This is a genomic window from Halapricum hydrolyticum, assembly GCF_025517535.1.
GTDB lineage: Archaea > Halobacteriota > Halobacteria > Halobacteriales > Haloarculaceae > Halapricum > Halapricum hydrolyticum.
Genome location: NZ_JAOPKC010000024.1, coordinates 1 through 19,715 on the forward strand (window position 1 = coordinate 1; position 19,715 = coordinate 19,715).

Sequence of the window (19,715 nt, forward strand, 5' to 3'; positions counted from 1 at the left end):
CGCTTCTCGAACTCGCGGCGTTGATGATTGAGGTCGTCAGCGTTCCCGACGAACGCACCCGTTGAGGTCACTGCAATGTGGTCATCGACGTTGCAGTCCACGCCAAGCACTTTCGAATGCTCGGCTTTCTCAGGACGGGCAACGTCAAGTTCCCGCTCCATCACGGCGTGCAGGTAGAACTCGTCGGCTTCGCTGTCGTAGTGGACGGTGCTGGTCGAAAAAGAGTAGTCATCGTTCAGCAGGTACTCACCATGTGGTGTACCGGCAGGGTCCTCGGGGAGGTCGTATTCGCATTCGACTCTGCCGTTGACGGTGGCGAGGCTTACTTTGTCGCGGGAATAGGTCGCGGCCCGCTTGTCGTAGACGATGCTGAAGGTGTCGTAGTGGGGCTTGCTGGTGTTCTCACCGTCAGCAAGCCGGTCAACGCAATTGTCGATGTCGTCGGTGGCGCGTTTGATCGCCTTCTGGACGAGGTTCGCGTGTAGGTAGTCCGTTTCGTCACGAAGGTCGTCGTAGATGGCGGCTTCGGCTTCGCTCTTGCTGGTTACGCAGTCTCGTTCGGGATAGCGCCACGCCCAGTCTGCGGTACGGTTTGCGCAGTGCTGGAACCTGTCGTTGGTGGCGTGGAGGTCACTCTTGCGGTCGTCAGGCACGTCGAGACGGACGCGAACCGTTCGAGTTGCTTCCCACGCCATGTACGTCACAGTAATCCGAAGGTCTTGTGCAGCCCACCAGAACGCGAAGCGTTCTGGGGACGGCTAAAGCCGGTGGGCTTCCGCGCTGTTACCGCTGTGATCGGCCCGAAGGGGGACCCGACGCCCGGCGGCTTTTTGCGCTCCGGCCCTCTCTAGAGGGTATGCGCGTACTCGTCACCGGGGCAACAGGATTCGTCGGGAGTTCTCTCGTTCCGGCCTTGCTCGACGCCGGCCACGAAGTCGTTGCGATGACCCGCGACGCCGATCGATACGACCCACCGGATGGCGTCGACGTCGTCGAGGGCGACCTCCTGGAGCCGGAGACGATAGCCGGCGACTTCGACGGCATCGACGCGGCCTACTACCTGGTCCACTCTCTGCAGACGGGCGGCGACTTCGAGGAGCGCGATCGGACGGCTGCGACCAACTTCGCGGCGGCCGCGAGCGGGGCCGGCGTCGACCGGGTGATCTACCTGGGCGGCCTGGGCGAGACCGGGGACGACCTCTCGCCACACCTGCGCTCGCGCCAGGAGGTCGAACAGTTGCTCGCCCGCGGGAGTTACGACCTGACGACGCTGCGGGCGGCGATCATCGTCGGCGCGGGCAGCGTCAGCTTCCAGATGGTCCGCCAGCTGGTCGCGAAGCTGCCGGTCATGATCGCGCCCCGCTGGGTGTACACCGAGTGTCAGCCCATCGCGATCGCGGACGTCGTCTCGTATCTCGTGGGCGTGCTGGAGGAGCCCGAGACCGCGGGTGGGACCTACGAGATCGGCGGTCCCGAAGTGCTGACCTACAAGGAGATGCTCGTCCGGACGGGCGAGGCGATGGACGCGCGACCGCTGATCGTTCCGGTCCCGGTGCTGTCGCCGAAACTCTCCTCGTACTGGGTTGATCTGGTGACCGACATCCCCAGATCGATCTCCCATCCGCTGATCCTCGGGCTGAAGAACCCGGTCGTCGTGACCGACGACAGCATCGACCGCCACGTCGCGGTCGAGCGGACGCCGTTCCAGCAGGCCGTCGAGCGCGCGCTGGCGGAGGATTCGGCGTGAGCACCGACGGCGAAGCCACAGCGACAGATACGGCCGGGAATGGGAGCGATACGCCGGCCGACCCAGTCGGGGACGGGACACCGGCTGACGCGACCGGGAGTCGGGACGACATTCCCGCGGGTCGCGAAGATCGATGGGTCTACGAGAGTATCGTCGGCGCGATCCCGGGCGTGGAGTTCTCTCGGACGCAGGCGATGACCATCCAGCTCGTGCTGTTCGGGCTCGGAGTCGTCGTGCTCGCGGCGCTCACCGATCGCTGGGCGGCCGCGCCCGCAGGGCTGGCCGCCGTCACCGTCGTCTCGGCCGGAAGCGTCCTCATGCTGACGCTCGGCCGGCGCATCCGGGAACTCGACGTACCACAGCGGTACACCCACGCCCTGTTCGGCACGCAGGTCGAAATCGTGCTGGGCGTGTTCTCCTACGTCGGACTACTCACGTATCTGTTCGTGGCCGAGCCCCGCCAGTCCGGGCAGCCGCTGCTCGAGGCGCTTCTCGGGCCGGAACCGTCGGTGGTCGCGGTGTATTTCACCCTGCTGGTGCTGTGGGACGTCTGCTATCGCATCGGCACTGGCTGGTGGGCCAGCGTCGTCGGCCTGTGGCGGTCGGTCCTGTTCGCCGACCGGTTCGATCGCCCGACCAGGCGCGCCCTGATCGAGATCGATCTCGTCACGATCGGGTTCGCCACCGTCCAGGTCGTGCTGTTACCGTTTCTGAGCGGACAGCGACTCCTGCAGCTGCTGGTGACCGGGCACGTCCTGGCAGTAATGCTGGTGTCCGGGCTCTCTGTACTGTTGCTGTGGCGGCGCGCCTAGCCCTGTGCGAACGCCTGCAGTTGCTCACCGGGGACGAACCCTTCGGCGAGCCGATCGATCGGCTCGCCGTCGCGAAACCGGACGAACGTCGGGACGCTCGCGATCTCGTACTCGTCGACCAGCGGCGGGTCGTCCCGAGGGTTGATCGTCCCCACGACGACGCCCGCCCGAGCGACACCGCTCAGGACCGGCTCCATCGACGCGCAGACGCCACACCCGTCGGTATAGAACTCGACGAGGACGTCCTCGTAGGTCTCGACGAATTCCATTAACGCCTCGCTGTCGGCCAGATCAATGGGTCGGTCAGGGGGCTGTTCCGCGTCGAATGTTACACTCATTACTGACCGAAACGTGCCCGAGCGGTGTGAGTGCTACGGTCTCTCGCGAATCGGAAGGTTCTTTTTTCTCTTTGACTGATCGGTTAGTCAGGAATGGACACATCGACTGGGGATTCCGCGGGGGAGATCAGCGAGACGCGACGGGAGCTGATCGAAGCGACGCGGGACGCGATGTGCAAGCACGGTTTCGCCGACCTGACGATGCAGGCGATCGCCGACGAGTCCGAGAAGAGCAAGGCGGCACTGCACTACCACTTCGACACGAAAGAGGAGCTGCTCGCGGAGACGCTGTCGTACCTGCTCGCGGAGTTCATCGAAGAGGTCGATACCGGTCCGGAGGGCGATCCCGAGGCGCGATTGCGGGCGCTGACGGAGGCCCAACTGTTCGGACCGAACGGCCGCGACGGAGACTCCGGTGGCCACTGGGAGTATCACGCGATGCTACTCGAGATACAGTCCCACGCGCCGCACAACGAGACGTTCAAAGAGCAGTTCACCGCCAACTACGAGTACGTCCGGCAGCTCTACGCAGACATCATCGAGGACGGAATCGAACAGGGCGTCTTCGAACCAGTCGACGCCAATCGGACTGCGGTGCATATCATGGCGGCGATCAAAGGCGCACGCGTCAACCACGTCACCACCGAGCGCGAGGACATCGCCGAGACCGTTCACGACGCGTTGCTCGAACGGGTGCTCGAACCACTTCGGGCCTGAAATCCGGTTCGCCGGACCTACCCGAGGGCGACGTCGAGATAGAGCATCAGGACGACGCCGACCATCAGTCCGAGCGTTGCGATCCGTTCGTTGCCCCGCGTGTGGGTTTCGGGGACGATCTCGTCGCTGATGACGAACAACATCGCGCCGGCGGCAAAGCCCATCGCGTAGGGCAACAGCGGTTCGAACACCACCACGGCTGCCGCGCCGGCGACCGCCAACGGGACCTCGACGACGCCGGCCCGGATCCCGGCGAAGATCGCGTACGCGCGCCGGTTGAGGCCCGCGTTGATCGCCGCGACCGAGACGGCAAGCCCCTCCGGAACGTTCTGGATGCCGATCGCGAGCATCAACGGCAGAGCGTCCGCGACGTTGCCCGACCCGAATCCGACCCCGACGGCGAGCCCTTCCGGCATGTTGTGCAGCGTGATCGCGAGGATGAACAGGACGACCGAGGCCACTCGCGGATCGTCGACCGAGGGGACGGTTTCGCCCGGGCCGGCCGCGTCGCGACGCTTTCGGCCGGTCAGCAGGTAGTGAGCGTGTGGTACGATCACGTCACTCCGGTCGAGCGCGAGCGCACCCAGCAACACCCCAAAGAGGACCGGCAGTGGCTGCACCAATCCGTCAGCGGCCACGCCGGGAACGACGACCTCGGTCGCGTCGATCCCGGGGAGAATGAGACTGGTGAACGCGGCAGCCATCATCACGCCCGCGGCGAACCCGAGCGCGCCGTCGAGCGTTCGCTCGCTGGGATCGCGCCAGACCAGCACCAGCGACGCCCCGATCAGGTTCATCGTCGCGATGAAGAGTCCGCCGACCAGCCCGTGGACGACGGGATTCGACCCGAAGAGGTCGGTGAACTCCGTCGCGACGCTTCCGACGATCACGGCGGCCCCTCACGTTGCTCCGCTGGTGACAATGCCCGGGTCACGATTCGGGATACGCATCCCCCGCGTATGAAACTATCCGGTTGGCGGGCGGATAGGCGGCGGTCGCTGCCCGGCCGCTAGCTCCGTTCCTGCAGCCCCGCGTCGGCTTCGCACTCGGTCGCGAGGAGCCGCGTCACAGATACCAGAAGTATTTACTCGTACCTTAGTTATTTGTTGCTCGCGTTCGAAGGGGTATGTGGAAAGATGTCAATGAAAGCCTTCGTTATGAAAGAGATCGGGGAGACCGCCGTCATCGAGAAGGAACGGCCCGAGCCCGGGCCGATGGACGCGATCCTCAAGCCCACGGTGGGGTTGATCTGCACGTCGGACACACACACGGTCCACGGTGCGATCGGCGACCGCGAGGACCTCACGCTGGGCCACGAGATCGTCGGCGTCGTCGACGAAGTCGGCGAGGAGGTCGAGGACTTCGAGCCGGGCGACCGTGTGGCCGTCGGCGCGATCACGCCGGACTGGAACTCCGAGGCCGCACAGGACGGTCACCCCTCACAGTCCAACGGGGCGCTGGGTGGCTGGAAGTTCGCCAACGTCAAGGACGGCACGTTCGCCGAGTACGCTCACATCAACGACGCCGACGGGAACCTCGCACACATCCCAGACAGCGTCACCGACCACGAGGCGGCCTACACAGCCGACATGCTCTCGACCGGCTTCGCGGGCGCGGAGAACGCCGACATCCCGATGGGCGGGACCGTCGCGGTCTTCGCCCAGGGCCCGGTCGGGATGATGGCGACGAAGGGTGCGGAACTCCAGGGTGCCGGGCGGATCATCGCCGTCGAGACCGTCGAGAACCGGAAGGAACTGGCTCGCGAGTACGGAGCCACCGACATCGTCGACTTCGAGGACGGGGATCCGGTCGAGCAGATCATGGAGTTGACCGACGGCAAGGGCGTCGACGCCGCGATCGAGGCGCTCGGTGCCGACCAGACCCTCCAGGACTGCATCAAGGTCACCAAGCCCGGCGGGACAGTCTCGAACGTCGGCTATCACGGCGATGGCGAGTTCCGGCGCATCCCTCGCGAGGAGTGGGGCGTCGGGATGGCCGAGATCGACATCGTCACCGACCTCTGTCCGGGCGGCCGCCTGCGCATCCGACGGCTGCTGCGGCTGCTCGAACAGGGCAAGGTCGACCCGACGAAGATGACGACCCACGAGTTCGACTTCGAGGACATCAAAGAGGCCTTCGAGATGATGGAAGCCAAAGACGACGACATCATCAAGCCGCTGATCCGCTTCGACTGATCGGCGCAGCACCGTCCCGTTTTTTGTCGTTGTAGCAGCTGAGTGCAGCGACTTCTGTCGGTCGTCTCGGTCGAGTACGTCGGCACGTCTATCGCCGTCACAGGAGATTGATCGCCCATCGGATCCCCGCGAGCACGAGCAACGCGGCTCCTTCCAGCCGAGTCAGCTGTCGGCCGGTCCACAGCAGCGCGACGACCAGCATGACCGTCCCGAGCAGCCAGACGACGCTCCGGGGCGCCTCGGGCGAGACCGAGAGCGGGCCCAACAGCCCGGCGAGACCGAGCACGCCCAGGATGTTGAACAGGTCGCTCCCGAGGAGACCGCCGACCGACAGCCCGGAGTGGCCTCGTCTGGCGGCGACCAGCGCAGTCACCAGCTCGGGCGTCGACGTCCCGGCGGCGACGACGGTGACGCCGATCGCCCACTCGGAGACGCCCGCGGCCGCCGCGATAGTCGAGGCACTGGTGACCAGCAGTCGGGCGCTTCCGACGACCAGTACGAGACCAGCGAGGAGGCGAGCGGCGTCGACAAGCGGTCGCGTTGGCTCGGCCGGCTCGGCGACAGTCTCGACCACGCCGCCGCGGACCAGGATCACGAGGTAGACGAGCAGTCCCAGCAGGAACAACCCTCCTTCTAGTTGAGTGAATCGTCCGTCCTGGATCAGGACGAGCAGCGCGGCGGCGGCCAGCGCGAGCGCGACGCCGTCCCGACGGACGAGTCGGCGCGTCCGATCGAGCGTCCCGAGCAGTGCCGTCGTTCCGAGGACGAACCCGAGGTTGAACACGTTCGAGCCGACGACGTTGCCGACGGCGATGTCCCCGCGGCCGGCCAGCGCCGCCTCGGTGGTGACGGCGAACTCCGGCATCGAGGTCCCGAACGCGACGACGGTCAGCCCGACGACGACGCGACTGACGCCCAGCCGCGTCGCCAGTGCCGACGCGCCGTCGACCAGCAACCGCGCGCCGATCCAGAGCCCACCGATCGTCGCGACGATCACGGCAACGTCGAGCGTGAGGGCGCCCATCACCGGTCGCTTGGACCGGCCCCACCGAAAAGACGTGGGTAAGCTATCAGGTAATTTCGCGAGTGAGTGATCGGGTACTTTCAAGATCGTGTGTAGTCAATCCTCCAAACGACCATGTTCGGGGTGTTCAGACGGTTCAAGGTCGGGTTCGGTATGGCACGTCGGAGCGGTCGCGTGCTGCGTACGTACCCGAATCTCCTGATCTTGCCGCTGTTGGGCGGGATCGCAGGTATCGCGTTCGTCGCGACGCTGTTCGGCGCGCTGTACGCCGGCGGCGTCTACGACAGCGGCGGCGTGGCTCTGTACGTCGCGTTGTTCGCCATCTACCTCGTCGAGACGTTGGTCGCTTCCTTCTTCGCGGCGGCGCTGGTCGCGGCGACGCGAGCCGTCTTCCACGGTGAGACGCCGACGGTCACCGACGCCATGAGACAGGCCTGGGACCACAAGTGGCCGTTACTGGTCTGGTCGGTGATCGCGGCGGTCGTCGGCGTGCTCATCCAGGCGATCGAGTCCCAGGACAACATCGTCGCCGAGCTTCTCGCCGGGCTGTTCGCCGTCGCCTGGTCGGTGATAACCTACTTCGTCGTCCCGGTGATCGTCTTCGAGGACACCTCTATCTCGGGGATGTTCGAGGAGAGTGCCCGGACCTTCAAGAATACCTGGGGCGAGTCCATCGGCGCGATGGGCGCGATCAATCTCGTCACGTTCGCACTCGTGCTGGTCGGCGCGCTGCTCGGCGTCGTCACCTTCCTCGTCGTCCCCTCGGGCGCCGGCGTCGCCGTTGCGATCGTCGTCGGACTCAGCGGGATTGTCCTCGGGCTGCTTATCGGCAAGTCTCTGACCGGCATCGCCAAGACCGCGCTGTACGTCTACGCGACCGAGCAGACTGCGCCGGAGTTCTTCGAAGACATGGACTTCTCGAAACTGGGTGGTGACGCAGGCAGCCAGGCGAGTCGATCGGGTGTCGGCAGCCGCATCTAGGGATACAGGCAGAGATCCGTGACAAACTCTCGACTCGGGACGCTTATCAGGGTTGGCATCCACACACGAGCGTAACAAATGCCTGCGGACCAAGCGCTTCCCGGTTCCGTGGTCGTCGTCGATCCGGACGGCCGGCTCGAACCCGTCGCGGACGCCATCGGCACGGAGTTCGACGACGTGCGGACCGTCGAGCAGGCGTCAGCGGTCGCGGCAGTCGCGGGGCCGGTCGCCTGCGTACTCGTCGCGCACGACCCGGGTTCAGGTGATGGGGGGCGGATCGACGGCATCGACGCGATAGAGACCGTCCGCGACGCACGTGCTGACGTGCCAGTCGGAGTCTACGCGCTCGATCAGGACGTGATGACGGTCGCCCGCCTGCGTGACGCGGGTGCCGATGTGGTCATTCGTGTGCCGCCGGAACGGTCATCGCTGCTCGCCCGACAAATTCGCGCTCTCGCCGGCGTCGTCGACGACGAACCGATACAGACGCAGTTCCAGTCGTTTCTCGAGTACTATCCCAACAAGGTGTATCTCAAGGATCGATTCAGTCGGTTCGTCAACGTGACCCGGGGCAGGGGGTTCGAGGGCACGGGACTCGACCGCCAGCAGGTCGCCGGACTCACCGACTACGAGCTCTACGAGCGCCCGCTCGCGGACGAACTGTTCGAGGAAGAACAACGGCTCCTCGAAACCGGCGAATCGATCGTCGAGAAGATCGAACACTTCGTCGAGGACGGCGAAAGCAGGTGGGTCTCGACGACGAAGGTTCCCCGGTACGACAGCGACGGAGAGCTGCTCGGGCTGGTCGGAAACGTCAAGGACGTCACGTCGATCAAACGGCAGGAGCGCGCGATGGCGACGCTCCACGAGGCGAGTAGACGGCTCGTGCGCACCACGTCACCGAGGGAAGTCGGCCAAACGGCGGTCGAAATCGCCACGGAAATGGGCGGCTTGCCGCGGGCGCGGGTCGACCTGTTCGACGTAGAGGCCGGTGGGCTCCGGACAGTGGCCGAGACCGACGGCGTCGACTGGGACGGGCAGTCGTTCCAGCACGCCGCGGCGACACGGACGCCACACTACCGGACGGAAGCTGGCGAGTTCGTCCCGGTCGAGATCGACGAGCATGACCATCGCGAGCTGAAGTTGCCGGACGGCATCGGCCGCGTGTGTGGGTTGCGGCTTCCGCTCGGCGATCACGGCGTGCTGGGCCTTGACAGCGGCGACGGGGTGATCGATCCGTTCACGATCGAACTCGCGCACGTCCTGGCGTCGAACGTCGAAGCCGCGCTCGACCGGGCAGAACAGGAGCGCCAGCTCACCGCCCAGTCGGAACGCCTTGAAGAATTCGCCGCGTTGAGTTCACACGAACTCCGCAACCGGTTGCAGATCGCACTCGGAACGGCCGGGCGGGCGCGTGCCGAAGACGACCTCGACGCGATCGAGGAGGTGATCGAGACGCTCTCCCGGATGGATCGGCTCGTCTCACAGTTGCTCACGCTGGCCCGGACGGGGTCTGTGAGTCGATCCACGGAAGCGGTTGCACTGTCCGGGGTCGCCGAGACGGCGTGGGGGGTGACCGGGACGGCGGAGATGACGCTCGTCGTCGAGGACGACGCGGTCGTCACGGCCGATCGGGACGCGCTGCTCGAGGTCTTCGAGATGTTGTTCCGGACGATCGTCGACACCGCCGGGAGCGAGCACGTGCGCGTCGGGACGCTCCCGGACGGCTTCGTCCTCGAAGACGACGCCTCTGCGGTCGAGCCCGCAGAGCTGTTCGAACCGACCCATTCCGACGGGCAGCCGGAAGGCGACAGTATCTATCTCGTCTCCGCGATCGCGGACGCCCACGGCTGGGATATCGAGGTCGAACCCAGCGACTGCGGCGGCACGCGCTTTGCGTTTCACGGCGTCGACATCGCTCACGTGCAGTGACCTGTCCGGTGTCTGTGCGGAGGCCGGGAGTCTTTTGTGTGTCTGTGCCGAATTCCCACAGACTTCGCTATGCCAGGCGGTGAGTTGCCGGGGACGCTGCTGGTGATCGATCCCGACGGCAGACTCGAGCCGATCACGGCGGCGCTCCGTCGGGCGGGACGCGAGCCGATCCGCCGAGTCGAGCAACTGGCCGAGGCCAACCGGTCAGACGTGGCCGCCGTACTGGCGATCGACGCGCCTGCGACCGAGGACCATCCCGAGCAGGACGGGCTGGCGACGTTCGATCGGGTCGCCGAGGCGTTCGACTCGCGGCCGCCGGTCGCGCTGTACGTCCGCCACCCGGAACGAGCACGCGTCAACGAGTTGCTCGACGCGGGCGTCGAGGACGTGATCAGGGTGCCGCCGAAGCGGGAGGCGCTGCTCGCAGCGCGGATCGACCGGCTCTGTGGCCTCGATTCCGTCGAACCGCCCGGGAAACAGCTCGAATCCCTGCTGGAGAGTTATCCCGAGACGATCTATCTCAAGGACTGTGCGGGGCGGTTCGTCAGTATCTCCGAACACTCGCTGGACAACCGCGAGATGAGTCGTCACCAGCGCGTCGGCCTGACCGACTACGAGCTGTTTCCCGGCGAGTTGCCGGATCGGCTCTACGAGGAGGAACAGGAACTGCTCGCGCGAGGGGAGACGCTGTTCGAGAACGTCGAACACTACGTCGAGAACGGCGAGGACAGGTGGGTCTCGACGACCAAAGCCCCCCGATACGACGAGGACGGACAGCTACTTGGACTGGTCGGGGACGTCCGAGACGTGACCTTCCTCAAGCGTCAGGAGCACGCACTGGCGACGCTGCACCGGGCCAGCAGACGACTGATCCGCGCCGAGGACTGTCGGGCAATCGCCGCCGAAGCGATCGGCGTCGTCGAGGAAATCGACGCGCTACCGGACGCGCGGATCGTCGTCGACTGTGACGACGGGCAGGTTGTCGAAGCCACCGGAAACGGAGCGATCGCCTGGGACGAAACGACCTTCGAGCGCGCGATCGAGACCGACGAAACGCTGTATCTCGCCGACGACGGCTCGATCTTGACCGGTCCCGAGCGACAGGCCTACGAGGACACGTGGCTCCCGGATCGGGGCGTCGTCGGGGCCCGCCTGCCGCTGGGCGAGCACGGCGCGTTCGGAATCGAAACCGTCGGGGGCGTGCTCGAATCGTTCACGATCGAGTTGACCCACATTCTGGCCGCGAACGTCGAAGCCGTGCTCGATCGCTATCAAAACCAGCGACGGGCCACGCGCCAGGCGGAGCGGATCGAACAGTTCGCCCGGATCGGCTCCCACGAACTCCGGAACAACCTCCAGATCGCGGTTGGCGCGACCGAGCGGGCGCTGGCGGGCGACGAGACGGCCGGCGAGACGGCGCTGGCGACGCTCGAACGGATGGACCGGCTCACCTCACAGCTGATGACGCTGGCCCGCACGGGATCGATGACCCGCGGGAGCGAGGAAGTGGCGCTGGCCTCGGCCGCGGGCACGGCCGCAGAATCGGTCACGAACGAGCTGACGGTGCTGGCAGACACGGGCGCGACGGTAGTGGCCGACGCCGACGCGCTGACCGAGGTGCTGTCGGTGCTGTTCCGGAACGTCGCCGCCCGCGAGCCGACCGCGACCGTCGAAATCGGCGTCGTGGAGGAGGAGTTCTACGTGGCCGACGACGCCGACCCGCGACTCGATCCCGACGCCGACGACCTCTTCGAGCCAGTCTATTCTGAACGCGCGGACGAGGGCGAGGGCAGCCTCTACCTCGTCTCGGTGCTCGCGGAGGCGCTGGGGTGGGACGTGGCCGTCGAGATCGCTGAATCGGAGACGCGAGTCGTCTTCGATGGCGTGACGGTCGAATCCACATAGCGGTTCTCCCGTCGTCCTCAGAGCAGATCCCGAACTTCGGAGTAGAACATGTCGTGGTCGTCGACGGCGTCGATCTCGCGGGCGATTTTCACGGCGAGGGCGTGCCAGCACAGCTCGGTCGGGTCCTCGGAATCGAGATTGTACTCGGCATCCTTGCAGGTGCAGCCGTCGTCCTCGACGATGTACTCGTCGTCGTGGCCGACAACGACCGTGAAGTCGTTGTACTGCTTGACTCGCCCCTCGGCGACGGCCTCGATCGCCTGGACGCCACGGGAGCCATGCAGCGACGTGATACGGTCGACTACGTCCGCGTCGAGTTCGCCGGCCTCGGCGAGGGCTGCCCGCCACTGCTCGACCGCGTTCACACCCCGGGCTATGGACAGCGAGGACAAAACGCTTCGGCACCGTCCACACGGACTGTTGTCAGTCGGTTCCGCATCGACCGCACGACACGTGCGATCGGAGCGGTAAATCGGTACGACAGTCCGTCTCAGAACGCAACGGCTTTCCTTGCCGCTCTTCGAGCACCGGTATGCGCGTCACGGAGGGCAGCGTCGAGATCGAAGTGCCCGAGCAGACCGAGGACGGGATCGGTGACGGCGTCTTCTACAACCCCGTCCAGGAGCTGAACCGCGACCTGACCGTCGCCGTCCTGCGAGCCGCCCGCGGGCGCTTCGAACACGCCGAGACGTATCTGGACGCGACCGCTGCAAGCGGCGTCCGCGGGGTTCGGGCCGCCGCCGACGGCTGGGACGTCACGCTGTGTGATCGCGACGAGGCAGCGGCCGAACTCTGTCGGACGAACCTCGACCGTAACGACCTCTCGGGCGAGGTCGTCCAGCGCGACGCCAACGCGCTCATGCACGAGCGACGCTTCGATATCGTGGACCTGGACCCGTTCGGGACGCCGATCCCCTTCGCCGACGCCGCCGCCCGGAGCGCGATCGACCTCCTCTGTGTCACCGCGACTGACACCGCGCCGCTGTGTGGCGCACACTTCGAGAGCGGCGTGCGATCCTACAGCGCCGTCCCTCGAAACACCGAATACCACCAGGAGATGGGCGTCCGGATCCTGCTGTCGGCACTGGCCCGGACCGCCGCCCGCTACGACCGGGCGATCACGCCAGTCATGACCCACGCGACCAAACACTACGTCCGGACCTACCTCGCCCTGGAGGACGGTGCGAGGGTCGCCAACGAGGCTATCGACCAGCTCGGGTACGTCCATCACTGCCAGCACTGCCTGTGGCGCACCCACGAGGACGGCCTGATCCCCGATCCGCCCGCCGAGTGCCCTCACTGTAGTGAGCACCTCCAGACGGCCGGCCCGCTCTGGCTCGGTGCGGTCCACGATCGGGCGTTCGTCGAACGGGTCGGCGACAGCGTGACCGACGAGATGGGCACCGCCGACGAAGCGCGGGCGCTGACCGAACGGCTGGCCGCCGAGCTGGAGACACCGACACACTACGACCAGCATCGGCTCGCGAAGCGCTGGGGCGAGGGCGCGATGGCGATGGACGATTTCCTCGAGCGACTGCGGGACGCGGGCTACGAGGCGTCGCGCACCCACTACGGCGGGACGACGTTCAAGACCGACGCCGACGTGGCCGAGATCGACGAGGCGATCCACCCGGGGTGAATCGCTCGTCTGACTGCTGTTCTCTAACGTGATATTTGCACGGCAGTATTTTTCATAAGGGGTGCTAAATACTGATATACAGATGGGCGTCGAGCCGTCGGTCGGGACGTTACACGCACTTTTCGTCGATCCGGACGGACGGATCGACTCCGTCATCGAGACGCTCAGGGAGTACCCGGATCCGATCGAGGTTCAATCGGTGCCGTCAGTGGCCGACGCAGTCGAGACCGCGCGCGCCGAGCGCGTGGATCTCCTGGTCGTGCTCGGTGCCCTGGAGGCCGAACACGAGCCCGCGATCGACGGTATCGACGCCTACGAGCGGGCCCGCGAATCGTTGCCGGAGACGCCAGTGGCCGTCTACGACTACAACTGGGACAACGAACGTCTGAAGGACGCGATCGAACGCGGGATCGACACGATCAAGGGCGTTCCCGAGGCGCCGGAACTGGTCTACCGACAGTTGCGAAGCGCCGCAGGAATGGAGGTCGACCCGCGGACGGACAGCGAGCTGCTCGAATCGCTGTTCGAGTACTATCCCCATCAGCTGTTTCTAAAGGACGACGTAGGCCGGTTCGAGGGGGCGAGCGCGGCGACGGCACGGGAGTACGACCTCGCGCGATCGGAGATCGTCGGCCTGACCGACTACGACATCCTGGACCCGGAGACCGCGAGACAGACCTACGAGGAGGAGCAAGCGCTGCTCGCGAGTGGCGAGCCCGAGATCGAGCGTATCGAGCATTACGTCGACGATCAGGGGCGTGACAGGTGGGTCTCGATCACGAAGGCCCCGCGATACGACGAGGAAGGCGAACCGATCGGGATCGTCGGGTCGAGCCGCGACGTGACCGAGGAGAAGCGCAAGGAGTACATGGTCAGAGAGGTCCACGCGGCGACCGAGCACCTCGTGCGCATGGAGTCGAAGGCGGAGATCGGTCGGGCCGCGATGGGGCTGACCGAGGACATTCCGGTCGTCTCGCGGATCCAGGTCGTGCTGTCCGACGATGCGACGGGCGAGCTCGAACCGCTCTCGATCGACGACGGCGACTCGCTGTTCGAGACCTATCGCGATCGATTCGAAGACGTGGTCGAGACCAGACAGCCGCGGTATCTGACGACGGGCGGGCAAGCGGCAGGTGAGTTTACTGACGAGCGGGACATCTCGATCGCGATTCTGCCGCTTGACGATCACGGCGCGCTCGGGTTCGCTGCGGACGCCGACACGTTCACCGAATTCGGTATCGACCTGGCGAACATCCTGGCGTCGAGTCTCGAAGCGGCGCTCGACCGGGCCGGGCGCGAGCGCGAACTCGAAGAGCAAAACGACCGCCTCGAAGAGTTCGCGAGTATCGTCAGCCACGATCTGCGCAACCCTCTGAACGTCGCGAGTGCCTCGGCCGAACTGCTTGCCGAAGAGACCGATTCCGAGCACGTCGACCGGATCGAGAACGCGCTCGAGCGGATGGAGCGCCTCATCGAGGCGCTGCTGACGCTCGCCCGTCGGGGACAGGTCGTCGGCGAGACCGAACCGGTCGCGCTCGAGGCCGTCGCCAGCGACGCCTGGCAAGTCGTCGACGCCCCCAGAGCGACGCTGACCGTCGACTCAACTGGAACGGTCGTCGCTGACCGGGACCGGCTCGTCGAGGCCCTTGAGAACCTCTTTCGCAACGCGGTGGAACACGGTACGGGCCCGGACTCGCAAGCTCCCGACGACGCCGTTGAGGGGCGAGCGGACACGACGGTTCGCGTCGGGATCCGCGGCGACGGAAACGGGTTCTACGTCGCCGACGGCGGCGACGGGATCGATCCCGACATCCGCGAGCGGGTCTTCGAGATGGGCTACTCGCAATCCCCGGACGGGACCGGATACGGGCTGTACATCGTCTCGACGATCGCACAGGCCCACGGCTGGTCGGTCGAGATCACCGACTCCAAGTCCGGCGGCGCACGCTTCGATTTCACCGGCGTCGAGCTTCAGTAACTACCGTTCTGATTTTCAGTAGCATTTGGTAGCATTCACCCATAATCGGGAGCACTGGCGAGTACGTGCCGTGTCACACTACCGCTGGGCGTCCGCTCGCCCGTGTTACTACCGTGATTGTGTGGCAGTCCACCCGTGTCTGTCCCGCTCCGTTTCACAGTGAGTGACGGAGCACGGTACTGGGACAGGTGGGTCTGACGACCGCTCGCCACATCCTGTTGGTCGGTCGCGGACTGAACGCCAGAAACGGCAAGCGTTTCTGAGGCTCGCGAAGCCTCGCTTCGCTCACCGCCAGTAGAACGGGCACCTCGCGGTGATGGAAAACTGGCGTGCTTCCCCGCCTCCATATAGGCGGCAGGGTTCGCCGTCTCCATCTGTGCGTCTGAGAGGTGTTTCCGTCCGACGTTGATTGCCCCGACCACATCGCGGTCGCACTCGTACCCACACTCAGGACAGTGAAAGTGCCCGCCGTGACGGCACTCAGTGTGGTTGTCTGGTGCTTTCACTGTCTCCCCACGCTCGCCACATCGCGGACAGTGTCGGCTCGTTCCCCACGGGTTCTCCGTCTCGAAGTCGATCCCCACCAACTCGGCTTTGTATCCGACGCGATCGAGGAGTTCGCCGCGAGCCCACGAGGAGATCGACCACGCAACTGAACCGCTCGTCTCTGGTGCGTCGATTTGCCCGAGTGACTCGAACACGATGGTTTCACAGCCGTACTCTATCGCCAACCACACCAACTGGTTCGCTACGTCGTGCTGGATTTGCTCACGCAACCGGCGCTCTTTCCGCCGTGTCTGGCGGTACTCACTGAGCAAGTGGGTGAACCGTTCCGTGTGGGCAGTGCCCTGTCGTCGAAGTGCTGCCAGTCGGTCGTTGATGCCCTCGGCGTCAGCCTTGAGACGGAACAGTTTGTCTTTGGCTGGGTGATCGATAAACTCCGGTGGCGTAACCTGCTCGTGATGACTGTCATCACCGGCGTCGAGCACGGCCACGGTGGCCTGTTTCTTCACGCCGAGATCCACCGCCAACACACGGTCGGCAACCGTCTCAGCGTTCTGTTCGGGCACAGCAACGGGCACGTCAAGTGTGTACCCATGCTCGGATGCGTGGAGTGTGGGAGCTTTCACGTCTCCCGTGTCGAGCATCTCGCTGAACCGTGCGTGGGTGGGGAAGCGGATTTCGTGGTCTGTCCAGTCGTGGTAGCTGTCCGGCGAGAGTGAGTCCGGCGCGTTCACTACAAAGCAAAGGTCGCCGTCTTCAATCGATAGTTCGTGGATGTGGTAGTCGCCTGTGTCCGGTGCATACGGGAGTGTGCCGTTGGGATCGGGCGTCCCGACGAGTTCCGTGTACGCCTCGGGGAACCGTCCATGTGTGTCGTAGTAGGTGTTGAGTTGGTCGACAACGGACTCCAAGACGCGCCATTCGATGTATGACGACTCCTCGTCGTACAGTCGTGTGCGGAGTCTCTGCCACCCAATGCGTCGAATTTTGCGCTCGGCAACAGTTTCGGTCACGAACTGGAAGGCGTGGAACTCGTCGGCGTGGGCATCAAGAATGTGCGTGACGCGGTGGTAGACACACCGCTTGAATCGACTGTAGACGTATTCGTCGACGCTCTCGAAGGCGTCGTGGTCGTCGTCTCGAATGTAGGTGTAGGACTGGCCCGTATGGTCACTGATGGCGTCAAGATGGTCGTCGCTCCAGTAGTCGTCAGCGAGCAGTCGCCGAGTGTGTTTTTCGACGAGCGTGGTGAGGCGGTCACACGCCTCGTGATACTCGTCGGGGACGTGGAACTGTTCGGTGAGGTGGGTCATTCGTCGTCTTCGGGGGCAGGCTCGGCAGTGCGGACGAGTTTAACGGTTGCACCGATCCAGTCTTTCGGGGCTGTGACATGCGCGCCGCCACTCCCAAATGGTTTGACTTGCCGTTCAACGATTTCTTCGCCTTCAATCTCGTACCTGTCGCCCATACCGTTCTATATGCCATACATATAGTTAAGCGCTCCGCTATGAAAGACTACCGGATACGACCGAATACTACTGAATCTCGCAACAGTAACACAACCCTTCGCGCTCGAGAAACGCCGCGATCCGGTCGTCCTCGTCCGTCCAGACAAACGTCTCCTCCGCAGCCGTCTCCCGGCGGAGTCGCTCCCGCATCGCTTCGATCCACCTGCAATCCATTTCGGCTGCCGAAGGCGACTCGTCACTCGTCGCAGTCGTCTGCTCGACGCTCCGGTGGTCGATGACGCGATGCGGCTCCGGGATAGTGACCCCCGCCACTCGGTCCTCACCAGAGTCCTCTTGGGCCGCCATACCGTTATCCATGTGACACGCTACCATAAAACACCGTCAGACGTGCGTCAGCGCGATCGCGAACCGAGAAGCGGCGCCACGATCGAGTGTCGCCGTCACTCCGCGAGGTGTTCGAGTACAGCGTCGGTATCGTCGGGGACGGGTTCGGGATCGCTTCCGGCTTCGGCCGCGGCGTCGGGGTCTTTTAGCAGGTGGCCGGTCGTGAGACAGACGACCTGTTCGTCCGCTTCGACGACGCCCTCGCGGCGGAGCTTTCGCAGGCCGGCGACCGAGGCCGCCGAGGCCGGTTCGACGCCGACGCCTTCCGATGCCAGATCGCGCTGTGCGGCCGTGATCTGTTCGTCCGAAACCGCGACGGCGGTGCCGCCGGTCTCGCGGATCCCCGGCAGCGCCTTCGGTGCGTTGACGGGGTTGCCGATCCGGATCGCCGTCGCGATCGTCTCGACGTCCTCCCAGCGTTTGGTGTCCTCCCAGCCTTTCTCGATCGCCTCGACCATCGGTGCCGACCCCTCGGCCTGGACGCCGGTGAGTTTCGGCACGTCCGACTCATCGAGCGCGCCGCTTTCGACCAGTTCGCGGAAGGCCTTGTACAGCGCCGCGGTGTTGCCCGCGTTGCCCACCGGCAGGACGATCCGATCCGGATAGGCCCCCTCCTCGGCGTGGAACTGCTCCAGGATTTCGAGGCCGATCGTCTTCTGGCCCTCCAGACGGAAGGGGTTCAGCGAGTTCAGCAGATACGCCTCGCCGCGATCCGCGAGGTTCTGGACGATGTCGAGACAGCGATCAAAGTTTCCGTCGACTTCGAGGATGCGCGCGCCGTGCAGACTCGCCTGGGCGACCTTGCCCGCGGCGACCTTGCCCGCCGGGAGCAACACCAGCGTCTCGATTCCGGCACGTGCGCCGTAGGCAGACAGCGCCGCAGAGGTGTTACCCGTCGATGCACAGGCGAGTCGGTCAACCCCGATCTCCTCCGCGACGCGGACGCCGACGGTCATCCCGCGGTCCTTGAACGACCCGGTCGGGTTCATCCCCTCGTGTTTGACGCGGAGTCGATCGACGCCCATGTCGGCCTCCAGTCGGGGGACTTCGTGCAGCGGCGTCCCACCTTCGGGCAGAGAGACGCCCGCCTCGAAGGGAAGCGCAGCGTCGTACCGCCAGACGCTGTCGGCGATCGCGGCGGAGTCGAAGTCCTCGAAAGTCGGCAGGTCGGCGTAGCGGACTTCGAGCAGCCCGCCACACTCGTCGCAGGTATAGCGGATCCCCTCGAACGGCGCGAACGTCTCTCCACACTCGATACAGGTCAGCCAGACGCCGTCGTCGGCGGCTTCGGGTTCGGGTTCGTCGAGTTGCAGATTGGCCATTACCAGAGAGGACGTGCCGATAGAGAAAAAGGACCAGGGTTCGGCGCTCATCGGGTCTATCACTCCTGATCGGTCGGCAACTTGCCGCCACAGGACCGGCAGAACGCGTACTCGCGCTCGTTGGGCCGCCCACACCTCAGGCAGATCACCGTCGAGTCGGTCGCCGCCTCGCGCCTCCGGTGTGCCTCCGCCACGTCGATCCGATCGACGATCGAGATCCGGTCGAGCACGTAAAAGGGGAGCCACCCCAGCAGGGCTGCTCCGATCAGGATGAGAACGTACACGACGAGGGGCTCCCACGGCACCATATATCAACGTACGGGCTCGAACGACCTAAACCTGTCATTCGACGGGTGCAGGCCGTCTACGCCCGAGAACTCGGCGGACCGTTCCCGGCCTCACGGAAAAAGCAGACGGACGCGAAAGGCACGGGCAAAGGTGGAAACCACACGAGTTCGAAGGCAGCCGGATCGGGAGATTCTAGACCATCGCACCCATGCCGAGCGAAGAGAGCAGGTTTCGAACGATTGCGAAGGCAGCGAGTCCGAGTCCGGCCAGCACGAGCGCGACGCCGGCAGCGATCAGCGGTGCTTCGTACGCGATGACGCCGAGTCCGCCCAGCGCGAGGATCAGGCCGACGATACCGACGGCACCGAGTTTGTCGAACATGTCTGGCTGGGCGCACTGGCGGGACAAAACAGTGCCGGATCGAGCCGATCAATGGCCGTAGAGAGAAATCGGATCGATCAGCGACCGTACAGCAGATGC

At 65.2% G+C, this 19,715-nt stretch carries 19 protein-coding genes and 1 pseudogene; 9 read left to right on the plus strand and 11 right to left on the minus strand.

The genetic code is table 11. The annotated features are described in order from the left end of the window. Nucleotides 1-695, minus strand: a pseudogene (locus OB916_RS14480) (RNA-guided endonuclease InsQ/TnpB family protein); the annotation flags it as partial. Between the two features lie 161 nt (nucleotides 696-856). Between OB916_RS14480 and OB916_RS14485 the strand changes: the two are divergent. Beyond that, nucleotides 857-1,747 carry an NAD(P)H-binding protein gene (locus tag OB916_RS14485; RefSeq protein ID WP_315910010.1) on the plus strand — a complete coding sequence of 297 codons (891 nt, stop codon included), beginning with the start codon at nucleotides 857-859 and terminating at the stop codon, nucleotides 1,745-1,747. Between the two features lie 110 nt (nucleotides 1,748-1,857). Continuing rightward, a complete protein-coding gene (locus tag OB916_RS14490) occupies nucleotides 1,858-2,559 on the plus strand; it encodes a DUF7530 family protein (RefSeq protein WP_390884090.1) in 702 nt (233 codons plus the stop codon). On the opposite strand, the gene OB916_RS14495 is transcribed toward OB916_RS14490, so the two are convergent. Further along, entirely contained in the window at nucleotides 2,556-2,897 is a 342-nt protein-coding gene (locus OB916_RS14495; RefSeq protein WP_315910012.1) for a thioredoxin family protein, read from the minus strand. The genes OB916_RS14490 and OB916_RS14495 overlap by 4 nt on opposite strands. Nucleotides 2,898-2,990: 93 nt before the next feature. Between OB916_RS14495 and OB916_RS14500 the strand changes: the two genes are divergently transcribed. Then, entirely contained in the window at nucleotides 2,991-3,614 is a 624-nt protein-coding gene (locus OB916_RS14500) for a TetR/AcrR family transcriptional regulator (RefSeq protein WP_315910013.1), read from the plus strand. 17 nt (nucleotides 3,615-3,631) lie between these two features. Here the strand turns inward: OB916_RS14500 and OB916_RS14505 are convergent, their stop codons facing one another. Continuing rightward, complete coding sequence (locus OB916_RS14505) at nucleotides 3,632-4,501, minus strand: ZIP family metal transporter (RefSeq protein ID WP_315910047.1); 870 nt, start codon at nucleotides 4,499-4,501, stop codon at nucleotides 3,632-3,634. 255 nt (nucleotides 4,502-4,756) lie between these two features. Here OB916_RS14505 and OB916_RS14510 point away from each other — a divergent pair, with 255 nt between their 5' ends. Continuing rightward, nucleotides 4,757-5,809 carry an NAD(P)-dependent alcohol dehydrogenase gene (locus tag OB916_RS14510; protein WP_315910014.1) on the plus strand — a complete coding sequence of 351 codons (1,053 nt, stop codon included), beginning with the start codon at nucleotides 4,757-4,759 and terminating at the stop codon, nucleotides 5,807-5,809. A gap of 97 nt (nucleotides 5,810-5,906) precedes the next feature. On the opposite strand, the gene OB916_RS14515 is transcribed toward OB916_RS14510, so the two are convergent. After that, nucleotides 5,907-6,833: a calcium/sodium antiporter gene (locus tag OB916_RS14515; RefSeq protein ID WP_315910015.1), complete on the minus strand. Its 927-nt coding sequence runs from the start codon at nucleotides 6,831-6,833 to the stop codon at nucleotides 5,907-5,909. Nucleotides 6,834-6,986: 153 nt separating this feature from the next. Between OB916_RS14515 and OB916_RS14520 the strand changes: the two genes are divergently transcribed. From OB916_RS14520 to OB916_RS14530, 3 genes are all read left to right on the plus strand, one after another. Next, nucleotides 6,987-7,814 (plus strand): DUF6159 family protein, encoded by an 828-nt coding sequence (locus OB916_RS14520; protein ID WP_315910016.1) that lies wholly within the window; start codon nucleotides 6,987-6,989, stop codon nucleotides 7,812-7,814. Between the two features lie 78 nt (nucleotides 7,815-7,892). Further along, the gene (locus OB916_RS14525; protein ID WP_315910017.1) at nucleotides 7,893-9,746 is read left to right on the plus strand and encodes a PAS domain-containing sensor histidine kinase; all 1,854 of its coding nucleotides are present in this window, start codon (nucleotides 7,893-7,895) and stop codon (nucleotides 9,744-9,746) included. Between the two features lie 69 nt (nucleotides 9,747-9,815). Then, nucleotides 9,816-11,651 carry a PAS domain-containing protein gene (locus OB916_RS14530; protein ID WP_315910018.1) on the plus strand — a complete coding sequence of 612 codons (1,836 nt, stop codon included), beginning with the start codon at nucleotides 9,816-9,818 and terminating at the stop codon, nucleotides 11,649-11,651. Between the two features lie 17 nt (nucleotides 11,652-11,668). Here the strand turns inward: OB916_RS14530 and OB916_RS14535 are convergent, their stop codons facing one another. Then, nucleotides 11,669-12,016 (minus strand): hypothetical protein, encoded by a 348-nt coding sequence (locus tag OB916_RS14535; protein WP_315910019.1) that lies wholly within the window; start codon nucleotides 12,014-12,016, stop codon nucleotides 11,669-11,671. A gap of 167 nt (nucleotides 12,017-12,183) precedes the next feature. Between OB916_RS14535 and OB916_RS14540 the strand changes: the two genes are divergently transcribed. Next, a complete protein-coding gene (locus tag OB916_RS14540; protein WP_315910020.1) occupies nucleotides 12,184-13,290 on the plus strand; it encodes a tRNA (guanine(26)-N(2))-dimethyltransferase in 1,107 nt (368 codons plus the stop codon). 82 nt (nucleotides 13,291-13,372) lie between these two features. Then, on the plus strand, nucleotides 13,373-15,268 hold the full coding sequence (locus tag OB916_RS14545) for a hybrid sensor histidine kinase/response regulator (RefSeq protein WP_315910021.1): 1,896 nt from the start codon (nucleotides 13,373-13,375) through the stop codon (nucleotides 15,266-15,268). Nucleotides 15,269-15,303: 35 nt separating this feature from the next. Here the strand turns inward: OB916_RS14545 and OB916_RS14550 are convergent, their stop codons facing one another. The 6 genes from OB916_RS14550 to OB916_RS14575 form a co-directional block, all read right to left on the minus strand. Then, on the minus strand, nucleotides 15,304-17,085 hold the full coding sequence (locus OB916_RS14550) for an RNA-guided endonuclease InsQ/TnpB family protein (protein WP_315910022.1): 1,782 nt from the start codon (nucleotides 17,083-17,085) through the stop codon (nucleotides 15,304-15,306). Beyond that, entirely contained in the window at nucleotides 17,082-17,240 is a 159-nt protein-coding gene (locus tag OB916_RS14555; RefSeq protein WP_315910023.1) for a DUF2080 family transposase-associated protein, read from the minus strand. Before OB916_RS14555 ends, OB916_RS14550 begins: the two co-directional genes overlap by 4 nt. A gap of 67 nt (nucleotides 17,241-17,307) precedes the next feature. Beyond that, nucleotides 17,308-17,586 carry a hypothetical protein gene (locus tag OB916_RS14560; protein WP_315910024.1) on the minus strand — a complete coding sequence of 93 codons (279 nt, stop codon included), beginning with the start codon at nucleotides 17,584-17,586 and terminating at the stop codon, nucleotides 17,308-17,310. Between the two features lie 95 nt (nucleotides 17,587-17,681). Beyond that, complete coding sequence (gene thrC, locus OB916_RS14565; protein WP_315910025.1) at nucleotides 17,682-18,947, minus strand: threonine synthase; 1,266 nt, start codon at nucleotides 18,945-18,947, stop codon at nucleotides 17,682-17,684. Nucleotides 18,948-19,006: 59 nt separating this feature from the next. Then, nucleotides 19,007-19,255 (minus strand): DUF7577 domain-containing protein, encoded by a 249-nt coding sequence (locus OB916_RS14570; RefSeq protein ID WP_315910026.1) that lies wholly within the window; start codon nucleotides 19,253-19,255, stop codon nucleotides 19,007-19,009. A 172-nt stretch (nucleotides 19,256-19,427) separates the two neighbouring features. Beyond that, entirely contained in the window at nucleotides 19,428-19,616 is a 189-nt protein-coding gene (locus OB916_RS14575; protein WP_315910027.1) for a DUF7470 family protein, read from the minus strand. Between the last annotated feature and the right edge of the window lie 99 nt (nucleotides 19,617-19,715).